This window comes from Alicyclobacillus acidiphilus NBRC 100859 (assembly GCF_001544355.1).
Taxonomy (GTDB): Bacteria; Bacillota; Bacilli; order Alicyclobacillales; family Alicyclobacillaceae; genus Alicyclobacillus; species Alicyclobacillus acidiphilus.
In genome coordinates, this window is the sequence record NZ_BCQI01000051.1 from 1 (window position 1) to 22,599 (window position 22,599).

Here is a 22,599-nt window from a genome sequence, read left to right on the forward strand (position 1 = left end):
GCGGTACTTTTGTCCCTTACGCGGCTCAGGGAACCGGCCCCCTTGCGCCACCTCGCCTCCATTGCGGTATTTTTGTCCCTTACGCGGCTCAGGGCACACGCCCCGCGCCTTTGCGGTCACGGTGCGCAGTCGATGCCGCTGTCGCGGAATTGCACGGTGTTGTAGCGCGCTCCCCAAGACTTCACCTGGGCGACGTCCGTCGCTGCCGGACAGGTTGCGTAGTAGGCGATGTAGCCTTCGATGTTGCCGCCGGAGACGGCTGGCTTGTTGCCTTCGATGGGCGCGATCGCGATGAAGGCCGGGACGGCAAGTTGGCTCAAGCCGAAGGTCTCATATTGCGATTGATTTACATAAAACGCGGGGGTCAAGCTGGAATCGGTGGCTTTCACACCTTCAACGAAGCCGTTGATGAAATCGATGAATTCCTGGGACGTCGTGGCGGGTGTGTTGTAGCCTTCGGGATCGAGGATGACGTAGTCGGGGCGGCGCGAACCTGGGTATTTGGCGATTTGCTGAGCCGCGTACACGCCGCCGTCATAGCCCGCCTGCTGGAAGGTCGTGCCTGAGTCCGGCCAACTGACCGTCCAAAACGAGAGCCACCACGCGGATGACGACTGCGCTTCCAAGGCGCGTGCGACAATGACGTCTGGCGATCCCGTCAAAACCGCGGTGTATGGCGCCTTCTGTGTGCCTAACGCGGCTGTTACGGCAATGCCAGGCCACCCTTGCTGGAGGGCTGTGACGACTTCGCTTTCCGACGTGATCGAAGCGTACACGCCAACGGAAGGCGTGGTGACGCGGGTCGGCTGTGTGGTTGGATCCGATGTGTTGACCGTGATGGTGTTCACGGTCGGCGTCGCTTGCTTGGGGCACACGCTCTGTGGGACCTCTTGCTGCGGCAAGGTGCGATAGCCGTGCGGAAACACGCCGTGCACAGCGTAATAGGAAAGCATGACGGCGAGCGTGAGGCTGTCGAGACTGGTGGACCCAGCCGCGTTGACCACGTAATTGGCGCGCGCGACGTCAATACCCGTCCCAGACGGCTCCAATTCAAACGGAGTGTGTCCGCCTGGCATGGAACTTGGATTCGGCCAATCGCAGGGATTGTAGTAGAGCGCATAGAGCGCGGCTCCGCCGACCGCAATCAAGAGCGTCGTAGCCTCTGCGGTGATTTTCCAAGCCTGTTGAAAATCGCCGAGGCAATTCGAGTATGGAATGCCTGCGACGTTCGCTGCGGCGAGACATTTTGCGTAATCGCCCGTCGTCGCGGCGTACAGGTAAACGTTCTTCGCTTGAACGGCCATTTCTCAACTTCCCTTCGTCTGGTGTAGACCCGTACCCACTCTTTGATAGACGGCCTTGCATTCAATAGGACGATACGGAATCCTTAGCCATCCTATGCGGATTCGACACACATGCTCATGGGCCGCATGCGGATTCGGCTTAGGTGGGCCTGAAAGGAGACAGCCATATGCATTTTGTCGCGTTGGGCGATTCCATCACGTACGGCGAGGGCGCGAGTCAACCTCGTTTCGCATATCCCAGTGTATTGGCTCGACGGTTAGGTGCCGGCCTGCGCGGCGAGCGCGTATGTGGCAAAGTGTTGGCTCAGCCAGGCTGGACGAGTCGCGATCTGTCCTTCGCCATTTTGGAGAACAGCGCGATGCCGCTGCGCACGTCGAGGGCGGTCATCGTCTGGATTGGCGGTGACGATCTCGCCCAGGCCGCACTCGCGGCAGCCGGCGGGCCGCGCGTGGCGATGACGCTGGAACGCTCGCTGAAGCTGTACGGCGTCTTCTTGCGACGCACCATTGCCGAAGTAAGAGCTGCCACGTACGCGCCCATGTTCGTCTGTACGCAATACAATCCGTTCCCCAACAGCGCGATCGCGGTCGAAGGCGTCGGTCTTCTCAACCAAACGATTGCCTCGGTGGCCGCCTCCGCCGGTGCGCATGTCGTCCCCACGGCCGATTGGTTCGCGGGCCGTCAGGCCGAGTTGATCGCCGGATACCGAACAGGCAGGCTGCGCGACGTCGTGTATCGGCCGATCCCGGTTCATCCGAACAACTTGGGACATCGCGTCATCGCCGATGGGTTAGCAGGCATCGTGGCACCTTTCGTCGCGCGCTGACATAGGCTAGGGCGCATCGCCCTTTTCACAGTCGGAGGTGAACGCCCCTTGCTGTCACTTGCGCTTGCTGTCTCCATGCTTCGAGACATCGTGTTAGTCACTGGCTTCGTCAATCAGTCGTTTCCTCAACCGCTCGACAAAGAGGACGAGCAACACTACTTCGAACTTTGGAGAAACCACGGAGATAAACAGGCTCACGACATCCTTGTCGAACACAATCTTCGTCTGGTCGCACATGTCGCCAAGGTGTTTGCGACATCGTCACCGTTCGCCTGCCGGGAAACGCGCCACGATGGTCAGGCGGATGTCGGGGCCCGAGGCGTCGAGGGCGACGTGATCGACCAGCTCCTCGACAAATCGCCGCTTCAACTCCAGTGGCACGTGCGTTGACGCGGCCTGCCCGGGCTCTCCCAGGAACCAGGCCTCGATGTCGCGCCGAAGTGACACGCGCTCTTCCTTCGCCTGCAGGAGCCGCCACTCAAGCGCCTGCAGTTCCTCGCCCAGTCGATCCCGTTGGCCTGCCAGTTCCGAGCGCTTGCCGCGGTAGGCGACTTCATCGAGATCGCCATATGCGTACAGGTTGGCCAATCGTTCTTCCTGGGCTTGCAGTCGATCGCGCTGAGCCAGGAGACTGGTGATGTCGTCCGCAATGCGGGATTCGTCGATCCGCATACGCGCCCAAGCTTCCTCCCAAACGCGCGATCCCAGCAGCGTCCGGATCGCCGCGAGCCATACGGCGTCCTCGAGGGCGTCGGCCTTCACCCGCTTGCACCCGTGCGGACAACGAGGCTGGCTCCGACTCCGTTCAGCGGGGCGGCGATACCGATATCCGCCGCTTACCGAATGAGATGCAACGGCCTGCCAAGTTTGGTGGCAATGGGCGCAAATCAATTTGCCCGACAGCAGGTGCGCCGCCAATCGGGGCCCGCGACGCGCGGTCGATCCACTCCGGCGCGAAACCGCCTCCAGCGTGGGCTGATCGACAATGGCTGGCACCGGGATCGCGATCCAATCGCCAGGGGCCCGCCAGCCGACGACCTGCCTTCGTCGCCCTCCGCGGCCATCCACGCTTTTGCGCGAAGCCACACTGCGCGTGGATTCGATCCGTCCCTTCGCGCGGACCTTGCGCGTAATGCGACGGTTGTACATCAGCGTGCCACCATACAGCGGGTTGCGGATGATGTTGGCCACGGTGGCATGCGACCAGCGCGTGGATTTGCGCGTCTTCGTCGGCGTCCCCAACGCGTCCAAGCGGCGCGCGATCTCGCGAAAACTGAGCCCATCCAGGCCATACCACCTGTACATGAGACGAACCACCGCCGCCTCCTCCTCGATCACCGCGAGTTTGCCTTCCTCGTACTTGTACCCGTAAGGTTCGATGCCGCTTGGCATCACTTGCCCTTCGCGCACCGCCCGCAGTTTGCCGGAAAGCGTGCGTCGGCGGATCTGGCGCAGTTCGTACTCTGCGATCGAACTGATGATATGAAACAGAAGGACGGCTTCATCGGACTCGTTCCAGTTCGGGACGTCGACGAAATGGAGATCCACCCCATGCTTCTGAAGTTCTCGCACGATGATGGCCTTGTCCGACACGTTGCGCGAGAGGCGATCCGGATGTTTCACCACAACGCGCTCGATCTGCCCGCTCGACGCACAATCGAGCAACTGCGTCAGCGCTGGCCGATCCATGTCTTCCCCAGATTGTCCCGCCTCGCGAAACACGCGAATCTCGCCCGCCGGGACGCCGAGCCGTTCGGCGTAGGCGAGGCACTGCTCCAATTGAACATCCAGGCTATGCCCTTCCGTCGCTTGCAGCCCCGTCGAAACGCGCGTGTAGATTGCCGTCGCCATCGCGTTCCCCTCCCGTCGCGGACAATCGCCTCCATGCCTCCATCGCGGACCAAATCAATTCCCGCACGACCAAACTTTCGTCTTCGGCGAGCACTTCATCCGTGTTCGACAGCGAAACAAAAATTGGCCGTTCCATTGTGAACACCCCCTCAGCATCGGTTTATGCGCGAGGGGTGTCGTCCAACAACGGATCGACCAATTTCAGCAGTGTAAAAACGTTCACTTGTTCTCGGGCGGCGACTTGAAATCGCCTTCGGCTCGCTTCTGGTGCCGGTGCTCCCAGATGCGGAAAGCGACGAACAACGCGATGAGCAGCAAACAAAGCAGGATCGACAGGACGATGTGCCCTTTCAGGAACGGCCAGACGTGAACAAACAGTTTGCCGATGTACCGTCCGGCGATGAGGAACGTGCCTGCCCAGACCACCGCGGCCAAAATATTCAAAGGGAAAAATAGGATGGGCCGCATGCGGTTGATACCCGCCAAATACGGAATGAGGATCCGAATCCCCGCGATGAATTTGCCGATCACGACGACGGCTGATTCGTATTTTTGAAAGCGGGCGTTTGCGCTGTCCAGGCGCGGGCCCGTGATACCTATGTATTTGCCAAAGTAAAGCACGATGGGACGTCCTAGGTAACGTCCAATCATGTATGCGATGGCCGATCCCACGATGTTTCCAAGACACCCGGCCACCCATAGCGGAGCGAGGTGGAATACACCTTTGGACCATTCTATCCCGCTCAAAGTCAACGTGGTTTCTGCGGGAAAAGGAAATCCGATGGCTTCTACAAAAACGATGAAGAACACACCGATATAGCCAAAGTGCTGAATAATGGCCTGAATATGCACAAAATCGCTCCTCTGCCGTCGAACGGTGATCGTGTATCAAACACCAAGAAGTTTGATACGTCCGGCATCGATCAAGATGACCTCATCTCCATCGGCACCGTAGGGCTCATCAAAGCGGTCGATACGTACCAGCCGACCAAAGGTACCAAGTTTGCCACGTACGCCGCGCGATGCATTCAAAACGAAATTCTGATGCAGCTGCGGGCGCAGCGAAAGATGCGAAAAGACGTATCGCTGTACTCGCCCATCGGGACTGACAAAGAAGGCAACGAGATCACAATCGGAGACATCCTCTTTTCAGAGAGTGACTCGACGGAAGACGAAGTCAGCCGTCGGTTGGAGATCAGCGGGATGAAGAAACTCCTCGACGTGCTGGACGAACGTGAACGCCGCGTGATCGAGCTGCGCTTTGGACTGGTCGACGGTCAGGAATGGACGCAGAACGAAGTGGCAGACTCGCTTGAAATATCGAGATCGTACGTGTCTCGTTTGGAGAAACGCGCACTCCTGAAAATGTTCCATCAATCGTACGTGGGCCAGGAGCGGAAAAAGTCCTATCTCAGATCTCGAACCCAACGGTAGAATTTATCTTCCCCAATACGCCCCAACATCGCGCGACCTCATCTATAATAGAGATAAGGTCGTGCGAGGTGTGATGAAATGTATAACAGACGAAGGACAGGAACGTCCATTCCACGTATTTTGGTTCCAACTTTGCTCGTCGTACTGTTTGGGGCCATTGGCCTGTTCGACTACGACCAGCAGCATGTGAAGCTGACCATGCTCGGTTCCACCTTCAACGTGTCGGCTATCGATCAGGTTCTCCTCGAGCCTTATGAGATATCGGATGGACTGAACGGCGAATACACCATATCGGATCGGTCGAGCATCGTCCAGCTGTGTAAACTGATTGCCAGCGCGAAGTTGTACCACGGAAGCGGAAGCGCCTTTGCGACCGACGCGGATGAGCTGCTTCTGCAGTCATCGGATGAAACGACGCAAATCCAGATTGTCAAAACCCAATCCAACGTCCTGCTCTTCGTCTATAACGGCCATTCGTATGTCGTTCCAGATCAATTCTTGAAGACCCTTCGCCAATTGTCTGAGCAGAACCAGAGCGCGTGACCGGAACCCGGTCTTCGCGCTCGAATGTGCTCCCATGTGTTGTCCGAGTTTATTGGCCGGGCCACTGCCCCAAGGTCACCTTCACATCGATGGTTTTTTGCCCTCGAACGATTTTCAACGTGATCACTTGCCCTGGCACATCCTGGTTGATGTACTGCGTCAATTCATCGATGGAGGTCACCTTGTGGCCATCGATGCCGATGATGATGTCCGCGTCGCCTTTCAGCATGCTCGTGCTGGATGTGCTGTTGTTCGCCGCAGCGTTTTCAAACTGCGTGGCATTGCTGTCGCCGCGCAGCCCCGCTTTGGCAGCTGGACTTCCTTTCGTGGTTTGCGTCACGTACACGCCGTAACCGACTGGCAAGTGGAGTTGCTGTTGAATCAAGCTGTCCACGTCGAACATATCTTGAATTCCCAGCCACGCGTGCTGAATGGTAGAGCCGGAAATCAACTTCGATTTCAGCTCGACCAGCTTGTCGATAGGAATCGCGAAGCCAATGCCGATGGAGCCTTCAATGGGACTCTCAATCAACGTGTTGATGCCGACGACTTGCCCAGCCGCGTTGAGCAAAGGCCCGCCCGAGTTGCCTGGATTGAGCGGTGCGTCCGTTTGAATCATGCCGTTCATCACATGTCCGTCCGTTTCGGCCATGGAACGGTTCAGACCGCTGACAATGCCAGAAGACACACTCGATGTCAGTTCGAACGGATTACCGATGGCGATGACCAAGTTGCCCGGTTGGAGCGATTTGGAACTGCCCAAAGGCAACGGCTGCAGGGATGGCGGTGCGTCAATGCGCACGATGGCCAAGTCGTCGAGCGTATCGGTGTTCAACACGCGCCCGGTGTACTTGGTATTGCCAGACGTGACTTCGACGGTCTTGGCGTTGCCCACGACATGCGCGTTCGTGGCGATGTCGCCTTGACGGTCAATCAAGAAGCCGGTTCCAACGTCTTCCTCGGACGAGTCCTGCCCCGACGATTGTGACTGATTGACTGCCGTGATCGTGAAAATGCTGTTCTTTACACGATTGTAGATTTCCGTTACAATGGTCGTCCCATCGATATCCGGTAAGGCATCGGTTTTACCGTTCGCGCTTTGCGATCCGCCGGCACTGTCCGAAGGCGCTTGTGGAATATATACCACTTTCGGTTGGCTGGAGTGTGTGAAGGCTGCACCCGTCCAAATACCAGCGACGTAAAAGGCGGCGAACCCCACGACCATGCTCGGTATGAGCACAGCCGCCGCGCCCCTTCGACGCCGTTCCTTCGGCCATCCATCGTAGTCGTCATAGCGTCGCCTCATCAGCGCACTCCCCCTGCCCTCGCACTTGTCATAACTGTATTTTACCGAAAGGTCCGCAGGGACAACAACTTGGCTTGTCCTATGACAGGCCGCAACCCGCTACACGCTCAGCATCTTCTGGTCAAGATACGCCTTAAGCCTGATCAAATCATCGAGCGCGTTCTCCTTCGCTGGTTCTTGCGCGCGCCGAATCGCTTCGGCAACCCGTTGCACCGCGTCGCGGTAAAGAGCTTGCAGCGATGCGGCCAAAACAGTCTTTGCATCCTCGAGAACACGTCCGGCCACACGCCCCAGATTCGCCTTCGCCGCCGCCATGACCGCCTGTTCAGACTCCGCCATCATCGTTTCGGCCCCAAGCCCTTCGAAGAATTGCTTCGGTGACGAAAAGTGGCGAAAATACGGGTTCAGTACGTCGCGGGACACGCTCGTGTGGACCGCCTCCGGGACAATCTTCGCGTCCCCCAAGGCAGATTCGGCGTCAATCCCGGCGATCCCGACCTTGGCCAGCTGCTGATTGCAGCGATCGACCAGGTCCTGCACAACGTGTTTAGCGTGAGACTCCGCTCGAAGCGCGAAGGTTCGGATCTCGATGTCCACCTGGCGATCCACCGTCTCCAACAATTCGTCGCTGGCCTCGCGCAGCTTGTCGGACGGCTTGCCAATCCGGAAGCGCCCCGGGTGGAACGCGCCGCGAAACAGTTCTCGATAGCGAAGGCGAATGCGTTCCCCCGCGTGAAAGATCAGCTCCTCCAGCGATCTCGCCATATCCTCGGCCATCGCGGACACAGCGCCGTTCGCCAACTGCGCTTGCCACTCTTGCGACAGCGCCGTCAAGGATGCCAAGTAACTTTCGCGATCTTCGCTGTTCTTCGCATGTCGCATCCGCTCGGTGAGAATCATCGCTTCGACGCGATCGCGAAGACGGCTCAACGTCCGGTTCACCGCGTCGGCCGCCAAGGTCTCCGATGCGGTTTCCACGAAGTCCACCAAGTCGCCCTCCAACGAAAGCATCCCGGACTGATTGAGCAGTTGGACCGGCGTGTCTTGGGTTGGAGCCCAATGATCGTCCACTGCGCCAGCGAGCCGACGCTTGACGATCTCGACAGCCCGCTCGTCCGTGAGATCTTTGGCAAGTTGTCTGCCTGCTTGAGCGATCTGCGCCGAGATCTCGTAGACTCGCGGTGAACGGATCCCGAGCCGCCGCAGTTCCTTTTCGACGCGCTCGCGAACGGCGAGGCGTTCGTCGTCGGACTTGGCAAGATCGACCGCGTTAATGACCGTGAACAGTTTGTTGGTCTCCTCGACGTCCTGCACACCGGATAGCTGCAGGAGAAAGTCGCGATCGCCCTGTGTGAAGGCGTGGGTATAGTAGGTGACGAACACGACGGCATCCGCGTGACGCATGTACCGAAACGCGATATCGGTGTGCCGGCGGTGGATGGAGTCGACACCGGGCGTATCCACAAATACGAAACCGCGGCTCAACAACTCGTTCGGTGTGGACACGTCGACGCGCGAGACGTACGCGGCATAGCGCTCGTCGGCGCTGAACTGATGCAGCGCTTCTCTCGACGTCCGCCACGTCTGGCCCAACCGATCCTTCATGGCGTCGTACCCCTCGGCGATTGCTTGAAGGAATCGCACGTGCCGCCGGAGAGCGGTTGGATAGTCCTTCGCCTGAAGTTCGCGCGCCTTTGCGATCCCGTCGGCCAAATCCGAGGCAAATACGTGCAGTTCCTCCAAAGCGCCGCGAACGTCCGCCCACAGTTCTTCAACCGTCTTGGCCTGGACATCAATGGCCGTTTCGCCGCCATCCGCCTGTCGAAGCTCGGTCACAGCAGCCGTGGTCGGACTCGGAGAGACAGCCAGCAACGTGTCTCCCAGCATCGCGTTGAGAACCGACGATTTGCCGGCTGAAAACGCCCCAAACACGGCGATGATCATCCGATTGTCCGTCAACCGCGCAATCGCGTCGTCCAATTCCCGAACTTCTGTTCCAAGCCTTTGATCCACATGTTCGCGCACGTCGCGCAACAACGCGACATGTTTCGCGAATCGAGTCCCGTTTGTCATCGCGATGGCACCTCTCCTGCTGCGACAGAATCGATCACATGTTGAACTCGCTGCCGCTCCTCAAGCAAACGATCAATGGCCTCATAACGCTTTTGGGCCAGTTCCACCTCTTCGCGCAACGCCTCGTGAGCCTCTTCGAAAGCCTTCTCGGCGCGCTCCATCCAGGCGTCGGCAATGGGCGTCAGTTGGCCCAGCACCAGCCGCTTAGTTTTGCCAACGACGTCTTTGACGTACTGGTACGGATACTGCGACGACACCAAAGCGCCTTGCTTCACCTGCTGTTCCACGAATGGCAAATCGACATCCACCTGAACGGCGGTCACTTGGTCCACAAACGACTGTTGAACGTCCGCCGGAAGCTCCCCTTCCCGGCGAATGTCGTCGGAGACCTGATTGCGCAGCGGTATCAGCAGGTAGTTGTCCACCCGAGTCCGCAAATCCTCGGCAAATGCTTCCGCAAACTGTCTGCGCGCGTCTTCCGTCTTCTTCTGAGCCCGAAAGAAACCGACTTTAAAGTCCGGACGCAGACTCTCGATGTACATCCGGCCCTTTTCGGTCGTCTCGTACGGCGCAATCTGCGCCAGCTCGACGAGCCGCATCCATTTCTCGCGGATCGTTTGGCGGCGACGCTCGTCCGCTTGTCGCGCGTCTTCCCATTTCGCTTGCGCTTCCGTCCACCGCTGCCGGGCTTGGTCCGCCATGTGACTGGCTTCCTCATCCGACATCGGCACATAGCCAAAATACGCACGGACACTCGCGGCCGCCTCGTCAATCTCGGGCGCAGCCCAATCCCAAATTGCCGCCTTCGCGACATCGAACAACTTTCGTTCCAACGCGTCGCTTCCGCTCGCCTCATCCTCGGCAAAGCCCAGCAGCCACGCCTCCAGTTCGTCGATCTGATTGTGCGGCGTTTGCAGCGTGGACGTGAAGAAGATCCGGGCTTCCTCAACGCCGTAGTCGGCCAGCACTTCCTCCACAGATTGAACAAACCGCTCAAACGGCAGCTCGACATCCAGATGCTTGTCTATCTGGTTCACCACGAAGGCTAACGGTTTCCCCTCATCGACGAACATTCTCAACAGTTCAAGATTTTCTTCCGCCTCAACGTGTTGGTAATCCGCAACGATCACCACCGCGTCCGCGCGGTACAAGGCGTTCATCGTCGCCTCGCGATGACGCTCGTCGGTGGAATCGACACCTGGCGTGTCCAACAATGCCACAGGTCCGCGCGGGCCCGACATCCGCACCTCGGCGACTTCGGCGGTCGTTGGCACCGCGCCTGTGGCCAACTGGTTGCGCTTCGTCAACGCGTTGATCAGGCTCGATTTGCCCGCCGAAAAGAGGCCGCAGAACGCGATCACGGCGGAATGGCCCTCCTCGGTTTCCGCTGCGTTCAACAAGTTGCGGATGCGATCCGCGTACGATGAATCTCCTGATTGTTCTATCCAACGAGCCAATTGCTCGTACTGACGATGCAAATGTTCCAGTCGTTCCGATACCTTCAGCACACTGCCCACGGACTTCCTTTCTCCTAGCGTTTCTCTTGCTACATCATACGTGAAATGGCCGAACCCTGCACGGGTCTGCAGAAGGTCGTGTGTTACAATGAAGCAATGATTGGGAATGCAACGATTCGGCAAGCTATGGAGGACTGACGACGATGGATTGGGCATCTGTTTCGAACGACGTTTTGACTTGGCTTGTGCAAATCCTGAAAACTCCTTCTCCCACCGGCCACACGGACGAAGTGATTCGTCTGCTGGAACAGGAAGCCGCCGCGTTGGGGTACGCCCCGGAACGTACGCGCAAAGGCGCGTTACTCGTGCGCATCCCCGGCGCCGACGAATCGCGCAGGCGTTTTCTCACAGCGCACGTCGACACGCTGGGCGGCATGGTCAAGGAAATCCTGGCCAACGGCCGGCTGCGCGTACATCGGATCGGAGGCTACGCCTGGAACACGGTCGAAGGCGAATATTGCTCAATCCTGACCGGCGATGGCCGTACCGTCACCGGAACCATCCTGCTCCACAACACGTCGGTGCACGTCAACCGTGAAGTCGGAAACACGAAGCGCACCGACGACAATATGGAGATCGTCCTGGATGCCCGTGTCAAGAATGCCGATGAAGTGCGCGCGCTCGGTATCGAGGTTGGCGACTTTGTCGCATGGGACCCTCGCGTGGAACAAACGGAAACGGGCTACATCAAGAGCCGGCACTTGGACGACAAAGCGAGTGTCGCTGTCCTGTTCGGGGTGCTCAAAGCGCTTCGCCTGTCGCAAACGGTCCTGCCGCACGCGGTTGACGTGCTCGTCAGCACGAATGAAGAAATTGGATTCGGCGGCAATTCAAACATTTCGGACGACGTGATCGAATATCTCGCCGTGGATATGGGCGCAGTCGGCGACGGCCTGAAGACGGATGAGCACGTCGTGTCGATTTGCCCCATGGACGGATCCGGGCCGTATCACGAGGGCCTGCGCCGCCACCTCACCGCACTCGCCCGCGCGCACCAGATTCCGTACGCGCTCGACATTTATCCCTACTATTCCTCGGACGCGAGCGCCGCTGTTCGGGCCGGAGCCGACGTCAAGCACGCCCTCATCGGTCCGGGCGTCGCCAATTCGCACGCGTACGAACGAACCCACATCGACGCCTTGCGGGCCACGTTCGACCTCATCGCCGCGTATCTGCAGTCTGACGCCTTGGACGGATAACCATACCGATATCGCGCTCGCCAATCATACGATAGGATACAGAGTCGTATGGGGGTGAGCGCGGTGCAGTTAAACTCCATCATCAAATTCGGCGGATTGGCATTCGACGTCGCAAACGACGAGAAGGTGCGCGAACTCGCCGGCATGGTCCACAAAGGCGCGAAACGACGCGGACTATTGTTCGTGCCTCCAGCCACGCAGGCAGGCCACACCTCCGTGCCAACCACGCCTGCGCACTGGCCGAAGAGCCAGTCTCCGATCCCGTTTGCGCCTGGTCACCACACGAGCGCTCCGGCCAAACCGCAAGCGGAGGCGCCAAAGCCGCAGCCGAAGGCCGAATCTGCGGCACCGGCCAAATCCACTGGTCCCAATGGATGGGACGTCGGCAAGTGGGTTAACATGGATAGTGCGAAAAAAATTGCCGGATGGGTCGGGACCTTTAATCAAATTCTGAACAAGGAATGAGCAACCAATAGCGCAGATCAAAGGAGGACACCAGGGTGAAAGTGCAAACCCCTTCGAGACCAACCCTGTTCCTCCTCAGACTGTTTCGCGATGTCATGCCCATGACGAAGTCCGAACTCGCGCACTGGCGATCGCGCGCGGAACAAATCCCCGATGACGAACTTCGCCGACAGGCGCTCTCTTCCATCGTCAACAAACAATTTCACGCCGACGGAGGCACCGTTTACGCCGCGGCCAACAAGGAATATGCGCCGTCGCTGGTCCGCCTCATCGTGGCCCTGCAAACGATCAGCGATTATTTGGACAACCTCTGCGATCGATGCGCGATTCTCGATGGCGAAACATTTCGCCAACTGCATCTGAGCATGTGCGACGCGGTGAACCCAACAGCGCCGTTGCGCGACTACTACGCCCGCTGGGGTCCGGCCGACGACGGCGGCTACTTGGCCGATCTCGTCCGGAGCTGCCAAACCACGGCGCAAACGCTGCCGTATTACCATGTCGTGCAGCCCACCGTCTCGTGGTATGTGGCCCGTTACAGCGAATTGCAGGAGTACAAACACATCAGTCCGGCCTTGCGCCAGCAGCGCCTCATCGAATGGAGCAGGCCGTATCTCGAAGAATTCCCCGGCATCCGTTGGTACGAGTTTGCGGCTGCGGCGGGATCGACACTTGGCATGTTCTGCCTGTTCCTGGCAGCCACCAGAGAAGTCGCGGCAGAGGCGATTGAGGCGGCGCATCGACGGTACTTCCCGTGGATATGCGGCCTTCACATCCTGCTCGACTATTTGATCGATCTCGACGAAGACGCGTCCGAAGGCGATTTCAACTTTGTCGCCTGCTACGACACGCCTGCACAAGCGCGGGACCGGATCCTTCACTTTGCCCGTGAAAGCAAACGAAGGGCCCGCCAGATACCATTTGGCGGGCGCATCCACAAGTATGTCGTCCACGGCTTGCTGAGTATGTACTTGTCCGATCCGAAAGCCCACAGACAGCAATCCGTCCGTCCTGCCCGGCGCATGCTGTACACGTTTGGGCCGACGACGTTTTTGTTCTATCTGGCGACCCGTCTCTATCGGCGAATCCGTTAAGTTCAATCAGCGTCGATGGCGCTTGATCTTCACCGCGACGGAATCGAATACGCCCTCGATGGGCGCACCGGGTTTCTGAATCTCCACCGCAACCGACTGAACCGGCGAAAAATGTTCGAGGATATGGCGAGCAAGGTCCTCGGCGACGGCCTCCAACAGACGCTTCGGCGTCCCTTCGACGATCCGGCGCACCACCTGATAGACCTCGGCGTAGTTGACCGTCAGGTTGAGGTCGTCCCGCTCTCCGGCAGCCCGCAAATCGCAGCGAAGCCAGACACTGACGACAAACCGCTGGCCAAGCGCGCGTTCTTCCGCAAGTGCGCCATGGTATCCATAGAACTGCATGCCGCACAACGAAATCTCATCGTTGGCTTGGCAATCTCCAGCTTCCGACATCACGTATTTCCTTCCTTTTGGCCATTTGCTATCTTCTCGACAGCGGCCGCAATTTCAGCGCCGAACAACAGAATGATGAGCGCGACATACATCCACAGGACCAGCAGAATGACGACGGTCAGACTGCCGTAGATAAACTGGTATGTAACCAGGTGACTCGCGTAAATGACGAACAAAGTGCGAGCGAGATCGAGCAAAATCGTCGTCACAAGCGACCCAAGAATCACACTGTTGATGTCAACCCTGCGCGAGGGCAGGAAGCGGTAAAAGACGAAACAAGTCACAAACAGCGACAGCGGATACAGGATCCGGGTCAGCCCATGCAAGCGCGACACCCATGTCAAGAACACCGGCCCAAACGAACCGTGCGAGGCCAGGATCGGGTACACAGTCAGCGCGATCGAACAAATCACGGCCACCGTGACGAGCATGAACAGCATGCTGAAGGCGACGATGCGGCGGGCCACAAACGAGCGCTGCTCTTCGATCTCGAAGATCTCGTCGAGTGACTGCTGAACCGCGATAAACGCGCTGGTCGCGGACCAAATCAGCATGGCGCCGCTCACGATACTCACGCGCGCACCGACGGTTTCCAAATGATTCAAGTTTCGTTCGATAAACTGCGTCGCGTTCGGGACGTCCGGATAATATGGTTGTACCACTTGCAACAGCAGTTTGACGACTGGTTCGTTCGGGACGATGAGGCTCGTTCCATAGATGACGAGAATCAGCAGAGGGAACATCGAGAAGATGGCATAGAAGCAAATCTTCGCCGAGAGCGATGCGATGTCGTGTTTGAATACTTGAACGCCAAGTCCCTTCACGAACAGGCCAATGGTTCTGACCCGTTGCTCCATCCATTCACGTCCTCTCTTCGGCAAGTTCTTCTATATTCCATTCTGTCCGCAAAAATTGTCTCCAACCCTCGTCAAGCGGCGCGCCGATGGTCAATATGCGCTCTTCGTACGGATGCCAAAAGGAGACGCGAACAGCGTGCAAGGCAATCTGGCCGGGCTTGGGCCACGCGCGGATCGACGGGATGCCGCCGTACTGCGTATCTCCCACAATCGGCGCCCCGATCGCGGCGGTGTGCACGCGTATTTGATGCGTTCGTCCAGTCGCCAGTTGAAGACGAAGCAACGACAGGTGCTTGTCCCCCAGCACACGATGATGAAGCATCTTCACCAATGTACGCGCCTCTTTGCCAGTCGATGACACGCGATAGAGTCCGGCTTGGTGCCTGTCCCGTCCAATCGGGTAATCGATCACCTTCGTTCGAACAGGCTTCCCCGCCATGACGGCAACATATGTCCGACTCATTTGCCTGGATGTCAGTTGGAGGTCGAGCGATCGCGCAATGAAGGGATGCTTCGCGTACACGACAGCTCCCGTCGTCTGTCTGTCCAAACGATGGACGTGCAAGGCAAAAATCGGATTGCCCACGGACCGCAGATATGCCGCAACCCGACGGTCCAAGGTGTCTTCGGCCGGGTCGTCAGAGTGGATGATGAGGCCGCTCGGCTTGTTGACGACGAGGACATGACCGTCTTCATATAGGACAGACACGGTCCGCGTTTGCGTGTCACTCTGGAAACCTCCTGCCGATTCTTCGGTCGACGCGTCCATCGTTTCGCCCGCGTCGGGTGCGGCAGTGTGCACGGATGCATGCCGACTGGATGGAACGAGCCGGGCAGCGTCCAGCACGAGCTTGGCCCCTGCACGAAGCGGATCGTCGTACGCAAGCGTTCTTTGCCCCAACTTCACGGCGCCAAGCGCGAACAATTTACGCGAAAAGCCGTCCGGCAGTTGGAGTTGCTCAACGAGAAACCTGCCAACCGGCCAATCGGCGCAGCGCTTGTCCAAACGGATGGTCAACAGGCCGTGCGCAAATCCAGCATCCATAGACTCCACTCCTCGCTCATTCACACAAAACTCACACAAAAAAGGAAAAGCGCCACCCGGAAGGCCCACGGCACTCGGGGTGACGCTACGCAATAGCTTTGATTGAGACTCTGTTACAGGTTGCCCGAAAAAGCTCACAGAACTCTGTTAGACGGCTTCGACGTACTCCACTTCGGGAGCAACCTTCTTGATGGCGCGTTCGACACCCATTTTGAGCGTCATGACACTCGCCGGGCATCCTACGCATGCGCCCTGCAACGACACGAATGCCGTTTTGGTCAACTCGTCGTACGATACAAACTCCACATCGCCACCATCCATTTGAATCGCGTCTCGGATGGATGTCAATGCTTCTCGAATCAGATCTTCCGTGGAGGCGGTTTGTTCCATAGACATCTGCAATCCCCCCAATATGTATTAGCATACGCGGATTAGGAGCCCGTATGCAAGTGGCTGATGCACCCAAATGGCGGGTGGATTGGGCACGGGGCCAATTCCACCCGCGATCTTCGACGGCGAGCAACCATTAAAAAAACGATGGCTGCGCAATCGGTCCTGTCTGTGGCGTCACCAGGTATTTGTGAAAGCCAATGGTGTTGGGCTCAACCCGAAACACCTCTCGAAAACCGAGGCTACGTGCGAAAGCCAGGCTTTGCGCGTTCGACTCCTGGACGAAGACCTCCATCGTGTGAACGCCCATCTTCCGCGCGTCTTCCTCCAATTTTGCGACGGCCTTCTTGCCAATGCCGGCGTTCTGATGCTTGGGATCGATCACCATCGCGCTGACATGCATCTTCCCGTCCGGACTGACCAGGTAGGAATAGTAGCCAACGGGTTTACCGTTTCGTTCGATCACGACCGTCGGCGCGCCTGATTCGATGTAGCGCCGGAACTGCTCCGCCGGAAACGGCTGCCCGAACGATTGTTGATGGATCTCCCCCAGCTCCGATTGCGTGAGCGACACGATAAACGCGTCGTCCTGCGCCGTCCGTGGACGATACGTGATGGTCTCTGCCACAGGCTTTTTCGCAGCCTGCTTTTTCACGGCCTTCGTCTGAACGACAGATTTCTTCTTCTTGCGCTTTGGCACATTCTTCGAATTCACCATCAGATTCAGTGAGTTCGTCTGCATGTGATGTCCGACCTCCCTCTGCAAGAGCGCCCGAATGCGTTGATCAGGTTTCGGACGATCTCTGTGCGATTGCCCATCGTCGACACCACAGCCTATGCAAGTGCCTATTCTTTTGCGCATCGGTTCCGGAAAGCGCCAAAGATTTGCTTAGGAGTTGCGATTTCTGCCGAACAATCGGCCAAATCGGCTCCCTTTCGACGCTTCGCCCACTGCGCGCTTCGGTTGCGCACGCTTCGCGCTTTTTGCCCGTTTGCTGCCGACCTCGGTCACCACATTGCCTATGTAGTTACCCATGATGTCCATCTTGTACTTGTGGTTGACCTCAATCTTGTCGTATTCCTCTTTGGTCGTCCTGAACGTGACATTGGTCACCCGGTTCATATTGACGCCGCGCATGGTCTGTCCTACCGTAATTCTTCCCGTCACTTGATAGGTGCGAAAAGGCACGTACTTGCTGATACCTGAGTTGCCTTTTTCGCGCACGCGTTTCTTATTCAGCACAAACACTTCGTGGCGTTCTTTGTTTGCTAGATATTGTTCATCGAATGCCCGTTGCCGACGGCGTGCATACAGGAACAAAATGGTATACACGACAATCAACAGAACGATGACACCCAGAAAGATAATCCAGTACTTCAATCGAGTGTGCCCCCTGTATTCGACGTCAAACTGCTTGCGGATTCGTACTTCCATCTCGTTCGGTGGTTATTGTACCACGGATTCACTTGTTGGTCGCAATCCTTTCTTGCCAACCCACTTCATTCCAACCGACGGGTGGAACATCACTTGAACCTGTTCGTCCCCGCCGTCCTTCGCAGCTGCCAAATGCAAGACGACCCCTTCGCCGTACTGAACGTGTTTGACGTGCAGGCCTGGCGTGATCACGGTGTTGTTCTGCACGGACAAATCCGTTCGCGTCACCCATTCTTCCGGCAATTCCGTGAGGAAACGGGAGGGATCGCGCTGGGTAACTTGTCCATACAACGTGCGTTCCACCGTATACGTCATATACAGCTGATCCATCGCGCGGGTCATGCCTACGTAGCAGAGGTTGCGTTCCTCTTCGACGGCGCGATCGTCATCCATCGATCTCGGGTGTGGAAACAACCCTTCCTCGCAGCCGATGAGAAAGACCACCGGAAACTCAAGGCCCTTGCTGGCGTGCATCGTCATCAGGCGAACCGTGCCCTTTCCCTTGTCGCGCTCCTTGTCCACATCGCTCAGAAGGCTGACCTCTGCCATAAACTCGGCCACGGTTCCGGCTCGGCGTTTATCGAACGATCTCGTCACACTGAACAGCTCCTCGATGTTCTCCAAACGCGCCAAGTCTTCTTTTTTCCCGCTTTCGGCATACATTTCCTTATATTTGGTGGCATGCAGAACCTCGGCAAGGTACTCGCTGACGGTCATCCCTTCCATCCACATCATCAGTTCCTGCATCTGCTCGTGAAAGTTTCTGGCCGACTCGCTGACCTTTTGCGACAGTCCAACGCTTTCGCCTTGCGCGAGCGCTTCAAACAGGGTGATCCCCTCGCTGTGCGCATAATCGAGCAATCGTCCGACCGTCGAATCGCCCAAACCGCGCCGCGGCGTATTGATGATCCGCAGGAGCGAGATCTCGTCGCGCGGATTCGTCAGGACACGCAAATAGCAAAAGATGTCCTTGATCTCGCGGCGATCGTAAAATGTCAGACCGCCGACAATGGTGTATGGGATCGCCTCGCCCATCAAGGCTTCTTCAATCGCCCTGGATTGCGCGTTGGCGCGGTACAAGACGGCGCAGTCTCCGTACGATCCGCCGTTGTCCACGTGCTCCTTGATTCGCGAAGCCACGAATCCAGCTTCCGCTTCACTGTCCGTCAAACAGACGACGGCCACGTTTTCTCCACGCCCGCGCACGGATTTGAGCGATTTCTCTTTTCGCTTCTGATTATGCGAGATCAATTCGTTTGATGCCCGCAAGATGGCCTCCGTCGACCGATAGTTGCGTTCAAGCAGAATCACGGTCGCATCCGGATAGTCTCGTTCAAACCGCAGCATGTTCTCGCTGTCGGCTCCCCGCCATGCATAGATGGCCTGATCAGAATCCCCCACGGCGCATAAATTGCGGTGCACCTGGGCAAGGGTCTGCACGAATTGGTATTGGGCCTGGTTTGTGTCCTGATACTCGTCAATGAGAATATATTTAAATTTGCTCTGGTAACGATTGCGGACTTCCTCATCGCGCTTCAACAGTTGAACGGTCTTGATGATGAGATCGTCGAAGTCCATCGCGTTCGCCCCGAACAAACGTGCCTGATACAACTCATAGACGTCAGCGGCGACAGCGTCTTCCAAAAGGTCGCCTTTACTGATGCGAGCGATGTCGTGATCGTCCACCATCATGTTCTTCCATGTCGAGATCCGGCTGCCGATGTGCCTTGGGTCGAACTTTTTGAGATCGCAATTCAAATCGAGCAGGCACTGCGCGATCAACGCTTGCTGATCGTCGCTGTCCAGAATGGTGAAATTGGATGTATATCCGAGGATCTCGGCTTCACGCCGCAGGATTCGCACACAGATGCTGTGGAACGTGCCCATCCACAAGTCGTCGGCGCGCGAACCAATGAATGATCGAATGCGCTCCTTCATCTCCCGCGCGGCTTTGTTGGTGAATGTGATAGCGAGAATTTCGTGGACTGGGACGTTTCGATGCGAGATCAAATAGGCAATCCGCCTCGTCAAAACGCTCGTCTTGCCGCTTCCCGCGCCAGCGACGACGAGCAACGGTCCTTCGGTGCACTGCACAGCTTGCCGCTGCTCGGGATTCAGACCTTTCAACAAGTCCATTGTATCTTCCGGCATGGTCTTCCCGTCCCCTTTTGACACGTTGACACTTGTTTGGAGAACCTGTAAAGATTCCGCAAGTCTACAGGCTACCACGGAACACGTGTCTGTGGAAACCCCAGTCGTCGTTTCTGCACCGAGTTCGTTTCAGTCGGAACATTTCGTACGGTCAAGGATTTTGCTACGATAGACATGTCTCAAACCATTTCGCATTCCCGAGGAGAACGAGTGATGATGAAGGCTGCGCTTCTCGCTCTTCCGAACTGCTGTCTCGAAGACATGTCGCCCCTGTTGCAGCAGATTGCTTACCGCGAATGGCGTCTTCGCGTCCTCACGCTGGACGGACGCCCGGCGGCAACCCGCGAAGGCTTGCGCATCCTCTCTGACGATTCGATTCAAAACGCGGTTCCACTGGATTTGCATCTATGCATCATTCCTGGTGGACACTATCACTCGGAAATCTGGGAAGATTTGCGGCTGCACCGCTTCCTGAGACAATTCGACGCGCGGCGCGGTTGGATCGCGACGTCCTGCGAAGGCGTCCTCTGCGTAGCGGCGGCCAATTTGCTCGGAGGCGTTCAATACAGCGCGCCCGAAGCAATGGTCAGCCGGTACGCGCACTTGTTGCGAACGTCGGTGCATTGTCCGAGTCCCATCACGGTCGACAGCAATATCATTTCGTCGGATGGATCGAACCCCCGGCTGTTTTCCGCCGAAATCTTCCGCCACGTTGTCATTGGAAGCTGACAGGATTTCAACGCCTCGACACCATCATCCCAAACACGCCATGTCATGCTATGATGGGACAAGCATGATACACATCGTAGGAGGAGAATTGCGAATGAAGTGGACCAAATATGCGATGAGCGTGGGTACTGTGCTTGCAGCCGTCACCCTCATGGTCGGATGTGGATCGCCCAACTCGTCCAATAATACGGCCAATACAGCCAACACGGCGAATGCGGCCAATAGCGCGGACAATGCCGCGAACGAAAGCGGAAACGCGGCGGCCAATAACGCGATCGCCAACAATACCTCAGGGGCAGGTCCCACGCTGCACACGACGACTCAGCGGTGGTCCAGCCCGCCGAAGATGACGATTGACACGTCCAAGACGTACGACGCCGTTGTACATACGAATTACGGGACGTTCACGATTCAACTGTTTGCCAAGCAAAGCCCGATTACCGTGAATAACTTTGTGTTTCTCGCCGAGCACAACTTTTATCACGACGACAAGTTTTTCCGCATTATCAAGAATTTCATGATCCAGACCGGGGATCCAAACAACAACGGCACAGGCGGCCCTGGATACACCATCAAGGACGAGTTTCAACACTTGAAACCATATACGAAAGGCATCGTCGCCATGGCGAATACGGGCAAGCCGAACAGCGGCGGAAGCCAGTTCTTCATATGTACTGTGGACGACAGCAACAACCTTCAGCCGGCATACTCACAGTTGGGGCAAGTCGTTTCTGGCATGAATGTCGTGGAGAAGATCGCGTCGATTCCCGTCACAGCCAATCCCAATATGGGCGGGGAGCAAAGCTATCCGCTGGAGACAGCCTACATCGAATCCATCGACATTCAGGTCAAGTGAGTCCCATGTGTCCTGAAACGAAGCGCTCCCAACGATACCAATTGGGCAAGCGCTTCGTTCAGGGTATGATTGGAGCCATAGGGTTGACAGCCAGTTGAAAATCCAAACCTTTGGAAATTTCACCACAAGAAATTCACTATAAGGAGTTGAAAGACGTTCCGTGAAATATCGCCGCAATTATATCTGGATGATTCTGATTATCGTCGCCTTCGCCCTGATTAAAATGAGACTTGGCGGGAGTGTGCCGTTGCCGGCCAACTACCAAACACTTGCCAATGGCCAGATTCGCATAGCCGTTCAAAGTAAAACGATCCCGAGTACAGCAAAAGGCGAACAGTGGAATCTCGAAAAGCACCAAGAAAACAATCAGATTATCTACACGGCCAATCTGTACAACAACGGGCGTGAAGAGATGCTCTTCCCTGGCGTTAAAACGTTGTCAAAAACCGCCTCCGGCACGACGTATCAGGCTTCGGGCAAGATCCGATTCGGTTCCACGAATTATCAAGCGGTTCGCCTGTTCGTTGCATCCGATGCAAAGAGCGGGTACGTCGATTTCGAGAAAACGTCGGGATCGAGCGGATCCGCCAGTTGATAGGACGTCGTCGCAGGCTCATGCAGGCCCAGGGCGATCACCCTGGCCCGCGCGATAGCGAAGAAACCATCCGCCCACGGCGCTTCTTGGTTGCACCATGAGCGGAGCGGCCATCGAAAAAGCGGCGTGATCGAACCCTCCCACGAACGACAGGCAAACACTGAAAAGAGCCGGAATTTCTCGGAAGAGAGATTCCGGCTCTTTGAACGTCCGCAGACAAAAGTGTCAACATCCCCATCCGCGAACTGATGATCCTTTGGAAGGTATATAGGAACTAGCCTGCTTCTTCTGCGGCTTGATGGCCTTGTACTTCTCTAGTTCCTCGTCAGACATGTAATAGGTAACAACAGGACTGTTTGCCTGCTCAACACGTTTTCCATCGACGTTGGGCACGGGCGTACGCTGACCTACAGTTACTTTACCGTTCAACGCTGGGTTCTCACCTACATTCCTCATATTTGATTTTGACTCGGGTGATTCGATCCCAATACTAAATAAAAAACAAATTCCAGCCCATACAGGTTGGAATCTG

24 protein-coding genes are annotated in these 22,599 nt (G+C 57.1%); 9 read left to right on the forward strand and 15 right to left on the reverse strand.

Annotation, left to right across the window (positions count from 1 at the left end):
- Nucleotides 1-116: 116 nt before the first annotated feature.
- The gene (locus tag AAC01S_RS14205) at nucleotides 117-1,304 is read right to left on the reverse strand and encodes a hypothetical protein (RefSeq protein WP_067623695.1); all 1,188 of its coding nucleotides are present in this window, start codon (nucleotides 1,302-1,304) and stop codon (nucleotides 117-119) included.
- Nucleotides 1,305-1,471: 167 nt separating this feature from the next.
- Between AAC01S_RS14205 and AAC01S_RS14210 the strand changes: the two genes are divergently transcribed.
- The gene (locus tag AAC01S_RS14210) at nucleotides 1,472-2,131 is read left to right on the forward strand and encodes an SGNH/GDSL hydrolase family protein (protein ID WP_067623698.1); all 660 of its coding nucleotides are present in this window, start codon (nucleotides 1,472-1,474) and stop codon (nucleotides 2,129-2,131) included.
- A 261-nt stretch (nucleotides 2,132-2,392) separates the two neighbouring features.
- Here the strand turns inward: AAC01S_RS14210 and AAC01S_RS14215 are convergent, their stop codons facing one another.
- The 3 genes from AAC01S_RS14215 to AAC01S_RS14225 form a co-directional block, all read right to left on the reverse strand.
- Nucleotides 2,393-3,982, reverse strand: coding sequence for a recombinase family protein (locus tag AAC01S_RS14215; RefSeq protein WP_067623700.1), 1,590 nt, complete (start codon nucleotides 3,980-3,982; stop codon nucleotides 2,393-2,395).
- Complete coding sequence (locus AAC01S_RS14220) at nucleotides 3,924-4,118, reverse strand: hypothetical protein (RefSeq protein ID WP_067623703.1); 195 nt, start codon at nucleotides 4,116-4,118, stop codon at nucleotides 3,924-3,926. The genes AAC01S_RS14215 and AAC01S_RS14220 overlap by 59 nt, the downstream gene beginning before the upstream one ends.
- 83 nt (nucleotides 4,119-4,201) lie before the next feature.
- Nucleotides 4,202-4,834: a DedA family protein gene (locus AAC01S_RS14225; RefSeq protein ID WP_067623705.1), complete on the reverse strand. Its 633-nt coding sequence runs from the start codon at nucleotides 4,832-4,834 to the stop codon at nucleotides 4,202-4,204.
- On the opposite strand from AAC01S_RS14225, the gene AAC01S_RS14230 reads away from it, so the two are divergent.
- Both AAC01S_RS14230 and AAC01S_RS14235 read left to right on the forward strand, forming a co-directional pair.
- On the forward strand, nucleotides 4,829-5,416 hold the full coding sequence (locus AAC01S_RS14230) for a sigma-70 family RNA polymerase sigma factor (RefSeq protein WP_067623708.1): 588 nt from the start codon (nucleotides 4,829-4,831) through the stop codon (nucleotides 5,414-5,416). The two genes, AAC01S_RS14225 and AAC01S_RS14230, sit on opposite strands and share 6 nt — an antisense overlap.
- A 78-nt stretch (nucleotides 5,417-5,494) precedes the next feature.
- A complete protein-coding gene (locus tag AAC01S_RS14235; protein ID WP_067623711.1) occupies nucleotides 5,495-5,959 on the forward strand; it encodes a hypothetical protein in 465 nt (154 codons plus the stop codon).
- Between the two features lie 49 nt (nucleotides 5,960-6,008).
- Here AAC01S_RS14235 and AAC01S_RS14240 read toward each other — a convergent pair whose 3' ends face one another.
- The 3 genes from AAC01S_RS14240 to AAC01S_RS14250 form a co-directional block, all read right to left on the reverse strand.
- Nucleotides 6,009-7,265, reverse strand: a complete 1,257-nt coding sequence (locus tag AAC01S_RS14240) for a S1C family serine protease (protein ID WP_067623714.1) — start codon at nucleotides 7,263-7,265, stop codon at nucleotides 6,009-6,011.
- 99 nt (nucleotides 7,266-7,364) lie between these two features.
- Nucleotides 7,365-9,338 carry a dynamin family protein gene (locus AAC01S_RS14245; protein ID WP_067623717.1) on the reverse strand — a complete coding sequence of 658 codons (1,974 nt, stop codon included), beginning with the start codon at nucleotides 9,336-9,338 and terminating at the stop codon, nucleotides 7,365-7,367.
- Nucleotides 9,335-10,855, reverse strand: coding sequence for a dynamin family protein (locus AAC01S_RS14250; RefSeq protein ID WP_067623720.1), 1,521 nt, complete (start codon nucleotides 10,853-10,855; stop codon nucleotides 9,335-9,337). Before AAC01S_RS14250 ends, AAC01S_RS14245 begins: the two co-directional genes overlap by 4 nt.
- Before the next feature lie 143 nt (nucleotides 10,856-10,998).
- On the opposite strand from AAC01S_RS14250, the gene AAC01S_RS14255 reads away from it, so the two are divergent.
- The 3 genes from AAC01S_RS14255 (at nucleotide 10,999) to AAC01S_RS14265 (ending at nucleotide 13,613) form a co-directional block, all read left to right on the forward strand.
- Nucleotides 10,999-12,054, forward strand: coding sequence for a M42 family metallopeptidase (locus tag AAC01S_RS14255; RefSeq protein WP_067623722.1), 1,056 nt, complete (start codon nucleotides 10,999-11,001; stop codon nucleotides 12,052-12,054).
- Between the two features lie 63 nt (nucleotides 12,055-12,117).
- Complete coding sequence (locus AAC01S_RS14260; protein WP_157071194.1) at nucleotides 12,118-12,519, forward strand: hypothetical protein; 402 nt, start codon at nucleotides 12,118-12,120, stop codon at nucleotides 12,517-12,519.
- A 35-nt stretch (nucleotides 12,520-12,554) separates the two neighbouring features.
- Nucleotides 12,555-13,613, forward strand: a complete 1,059-nt coding sequence (locus tag AAC01S_RS14265; RefSeq protein WP_245630232.1) for a tetraprenyl-beta-curcumene synthase family protein — start codon at nucleotides 12,555-12,557, stop codon at nucleotides 13,611-13,613.
- A gap of 6 nt (nucleotides 13,614-13,619) precedes the next feature.
- Here AAC01S_RS14265 and folB read toward each other — a convergent pair whose 3' ends face one another.
- The 7 genes from folB to AAC01S_RS14300 all read right to left on the reverse strand — a co-directional run bounded on the left by folB (nucleotide 13,620) and on the right by AAC01S_RS14300 (nucleotide 19,887).
- Nucleotides 13,620-14,009: a dihydroneopterin aldolase gene (gene folB, locus AAC01S_RS14270; protein ID WP_067623728.1), complete on the reverse strand. Its 390-nt coding sequence runs from the start codon at nucleotides 14,007-14,009 to the stop codon at nucleotides 13,620-13,622.
- Nucleotides 14,009-14,866, reverse strand: coding sequence for a YihY/virulence factor BrkB family protein (locus AAC01S_RS14275; RefSeq protein WP_067623730.1), 858 nt, complete (start codon nucleotides 14,864-14,866; stop codon nucleotides 14,009-14,011). The genes folB and AAC01S_RS14275 overlap by 1 nt, the downstream gene beginning before the upstream one ends.
- Before the next feature lie 4 nt (nucleotides 14,867-14,870).
- Nucleotides 14,871-15,911, reverse strand: a complete 1,041-nt coding sequence (locus AAC01S_RS14280; RefSeq protein ID WP_067623733.1) for an RluA family pseudouridine synthase — start codon at nucleotides 15,909-15,911, stop codon at nucleotides 14,871-14,873.
- A 147-nt stretch (nucleotides 15,912-16,058) separates the two neighbouring features.
- A complete protein-coding gene (locus tag AAC01S_RS14285; protein ID WP_245630233.1) occupies nucleotides 16,059-16,307 on the reverse strand; it encodes a NifU family protein in 249 nt (82 codons plus the stop codon).
- A gap of 130 nt (nucleotides 16,308-16,437) precedes the next feature.
- Entirely contained in the window at nucleotides 16,438-17,043 is a 606-nt protein-coding gene (locus tag AAC01S_RS14290; protein ID WP_083511824.1) for a GNAT family N-acetyltransferase, read from the reverse strand.
- Nucleotides 17,044-17,190: 147 nt separating this feature from the next.
- Nucleotides 17,191-17,682: a hypothetical protein gene (locus tag AAC01S_RS14295; RefSeq protein ID WP_174520857.1), complete on the reverse strand. Its 492-nt coding sequence runs from the start codon at nucleotides 17,680-17,682 to the stop codon at nucleotides 17,191-17,193.
- Between the two features lie 66 nt (nucleotides 17,683-17,748).
- Nucleotides 17,749-19,887 carry an ATP-dependent helicase gene (locus AAC01S_RS14300; protein WP_245630234.1) on the reverse strand — a complete coding sequence of 713 codons (2,139 nt, stop codon included), beginning with the start codon at nucleotides 19,885-19,887 and terminating at the stop codon, nucleotides 17,749-17,751.
- Between the two features lie 213 nt (nucleotides 19,888-20,100).
- On the opposite strand from AAC01S_RS14300, the gene AAC01S_RS14305 reads away from it, so the two are divergent.
- The 3 genes from AAC01S_RS14305 (at nucleotide 20,101) to AAC01S_RS14315 (ending at nucleotide 22,067) form a co-directional block, all read left to right on the forward strand.
- Nucleotides 20,101-20,616, forward strand: coding sequence for a DJ-1/PfpI family protein (locus AAC01S_RS14305; protein ID WP_067623740.1), 516 nt, complete (start codon nucleotides 20,101-20,103; stop codon nucleotides 20,614-20,616).
- A gap of 94 nt (nucleotides 20,617-20,710) precedes the next feature.
- Entirely contained in the window at nucleotides 20,711-21,472 is a 762-nt protein-coding gene (locus AAC01S_RS14310) for a peptidylprolyl isomerase (protein WP_245630235.1), read from the forward strand.
- Nucleotides 21,473-21,632: 160 nt separating this feature from the next.
- On the forward strand, nucleotides 21,633-22,067 hold the full coding sequence (locus AAC01S_RS14315; RefSeq protein ID WP_157071195.1) for a hypothetical protein: 435 nt from the start codon (nucleotides 21,633-21,635) through the stop codon (nucleotides 22,065-22,067).
- A 225-nt stretch (nucleotides 22,068-22,292) separates the two neighbouring features.
- Here AAC01S_RS14315 and AAC01S_RS19335 read toward each other — a convergent pair.
- On the reverse strand, nucleotides 22,293-22,599 hold a 307-nt coding region (locus tag AAC01S_RS19335; RefSeq protein ID WP_217997842.1), incomplete at its 5' end, for a hypothetical protein.

Coding starts and splice junctions, on each gene's coding strand:
- AAC01S_RS14275 (WP_067623730.1), bottom strand. CDS start 14,866: ATGGAGCAACGGGTCAGAACCATTGGCCTGTTCGTGAAGGGACTTGGC.
- AAC01S_RS14300 (WP_245630234.1), bottom strand. CDS start 19,887: ATGCCGGAAGATACAATGGACTTGTTGAAAGGTCTGAATCCCGAGCAG.
- AAC01S_RS14285 (WP_245630233.1), bottom strand. CDS start 16,307: ATGTCTATGGAACAAACCGCCTCCACGGAAGATCTGATTCGAGAAGCA.
- AAC01S_RS14240 (WP_067623714.1), bottom strand. CDS start 7,265: ATGAGGCGACGCTATGACGACTACGATGGATGGCCGAAGGAACGGCGT.
- AAC01S_RS14245 (WP_067623717.1), bottom strand. CDS start 9,338: ATGACAAACGGGACTCGATTCGCGAAACATGTCGCGTTGTTGCGCGAC.
- AAC01S_RS14205 (WP_067623695.1), bottom strand. CDS start 1,304: ATGGCCGTTCAAGCGAAGAACGTTTACCTGTACGCCGCGACGACGGGC.
- AAC01S_RS14235 (WP_067623711.1), top strand. CDS start 5,495: ATGTATAACAGACGAAGGACAGGAACGTCCATTCCACGTATTTTGGTT.
- AAC01S_RS14210 (WP_067623698.1), top strand. CDS start 1,472: ATGCATTTTGTCGCGTTGGGCGATTCCATCACGTACGGCGAGGGCGCG.
- AAC01S_RS14255 (WP_067623722.1), top strand. CDS start 10,999: ATGGATTGGGCATCTGTTTCGAACGACGTTTTGACTTGGCTTGTGCAA.
- AAC01S_RS14305 (WP_067623740.1), top strand. CDS start 20,101: ATGATGAAGGCTGCGCTTCTCGCTCTTCCGAACTGCTGTCTCGAAGAC.
- AAC01S_RS14215 (WP_067623700.1), bottom strand. CDS start 3,982: ATGGCGACGGCAATCTACACGCGCGTTTCGACGGGGCTGCAAGCGACG.
- AAC01S_RS14280 (WP_067623733.1), bottom strand. CDS start 15,911: ATGGATGCTGGATTTGCGCACGGCCTGTTGACCATCCGTTTGGACAAG.
- AAC01S_RS14220 (WP_067623703.1), bottom strand. CDS start 4,118: ATGGAACGGCCAATTTTTGTTTCGCTGTCGAACACGGATGAAGTGCTC.
- folB (WP_067623728.1), bottom strand. CDS start 14,009: ATGTCGGAAGCTGGAGATTGCCAAGCCAACGATGAGATTTCGTTGTGC.
- AAC01S_RS14230 (WP_067623708.1), top strand. CDS start 4,829: ATGCACAAAATCGCTCCTCTGCCGTCGAACGGTGATCGTGTATCAAAC.
- AAC01S_RS14290 (WP_083511824.1), bottom strand. CDS start 17,043: ATGCAGACGAACTCACTGAATCTGATGGTGAATTCGAAGAATGTGCCA.
- AAC01S_RS14310 (WP_245630235.1), top strand. CDS start 20,711: ATGAAGTGGACCAAATATGCGATGAGCGTGGGTACTGTGCTTGCAGCC.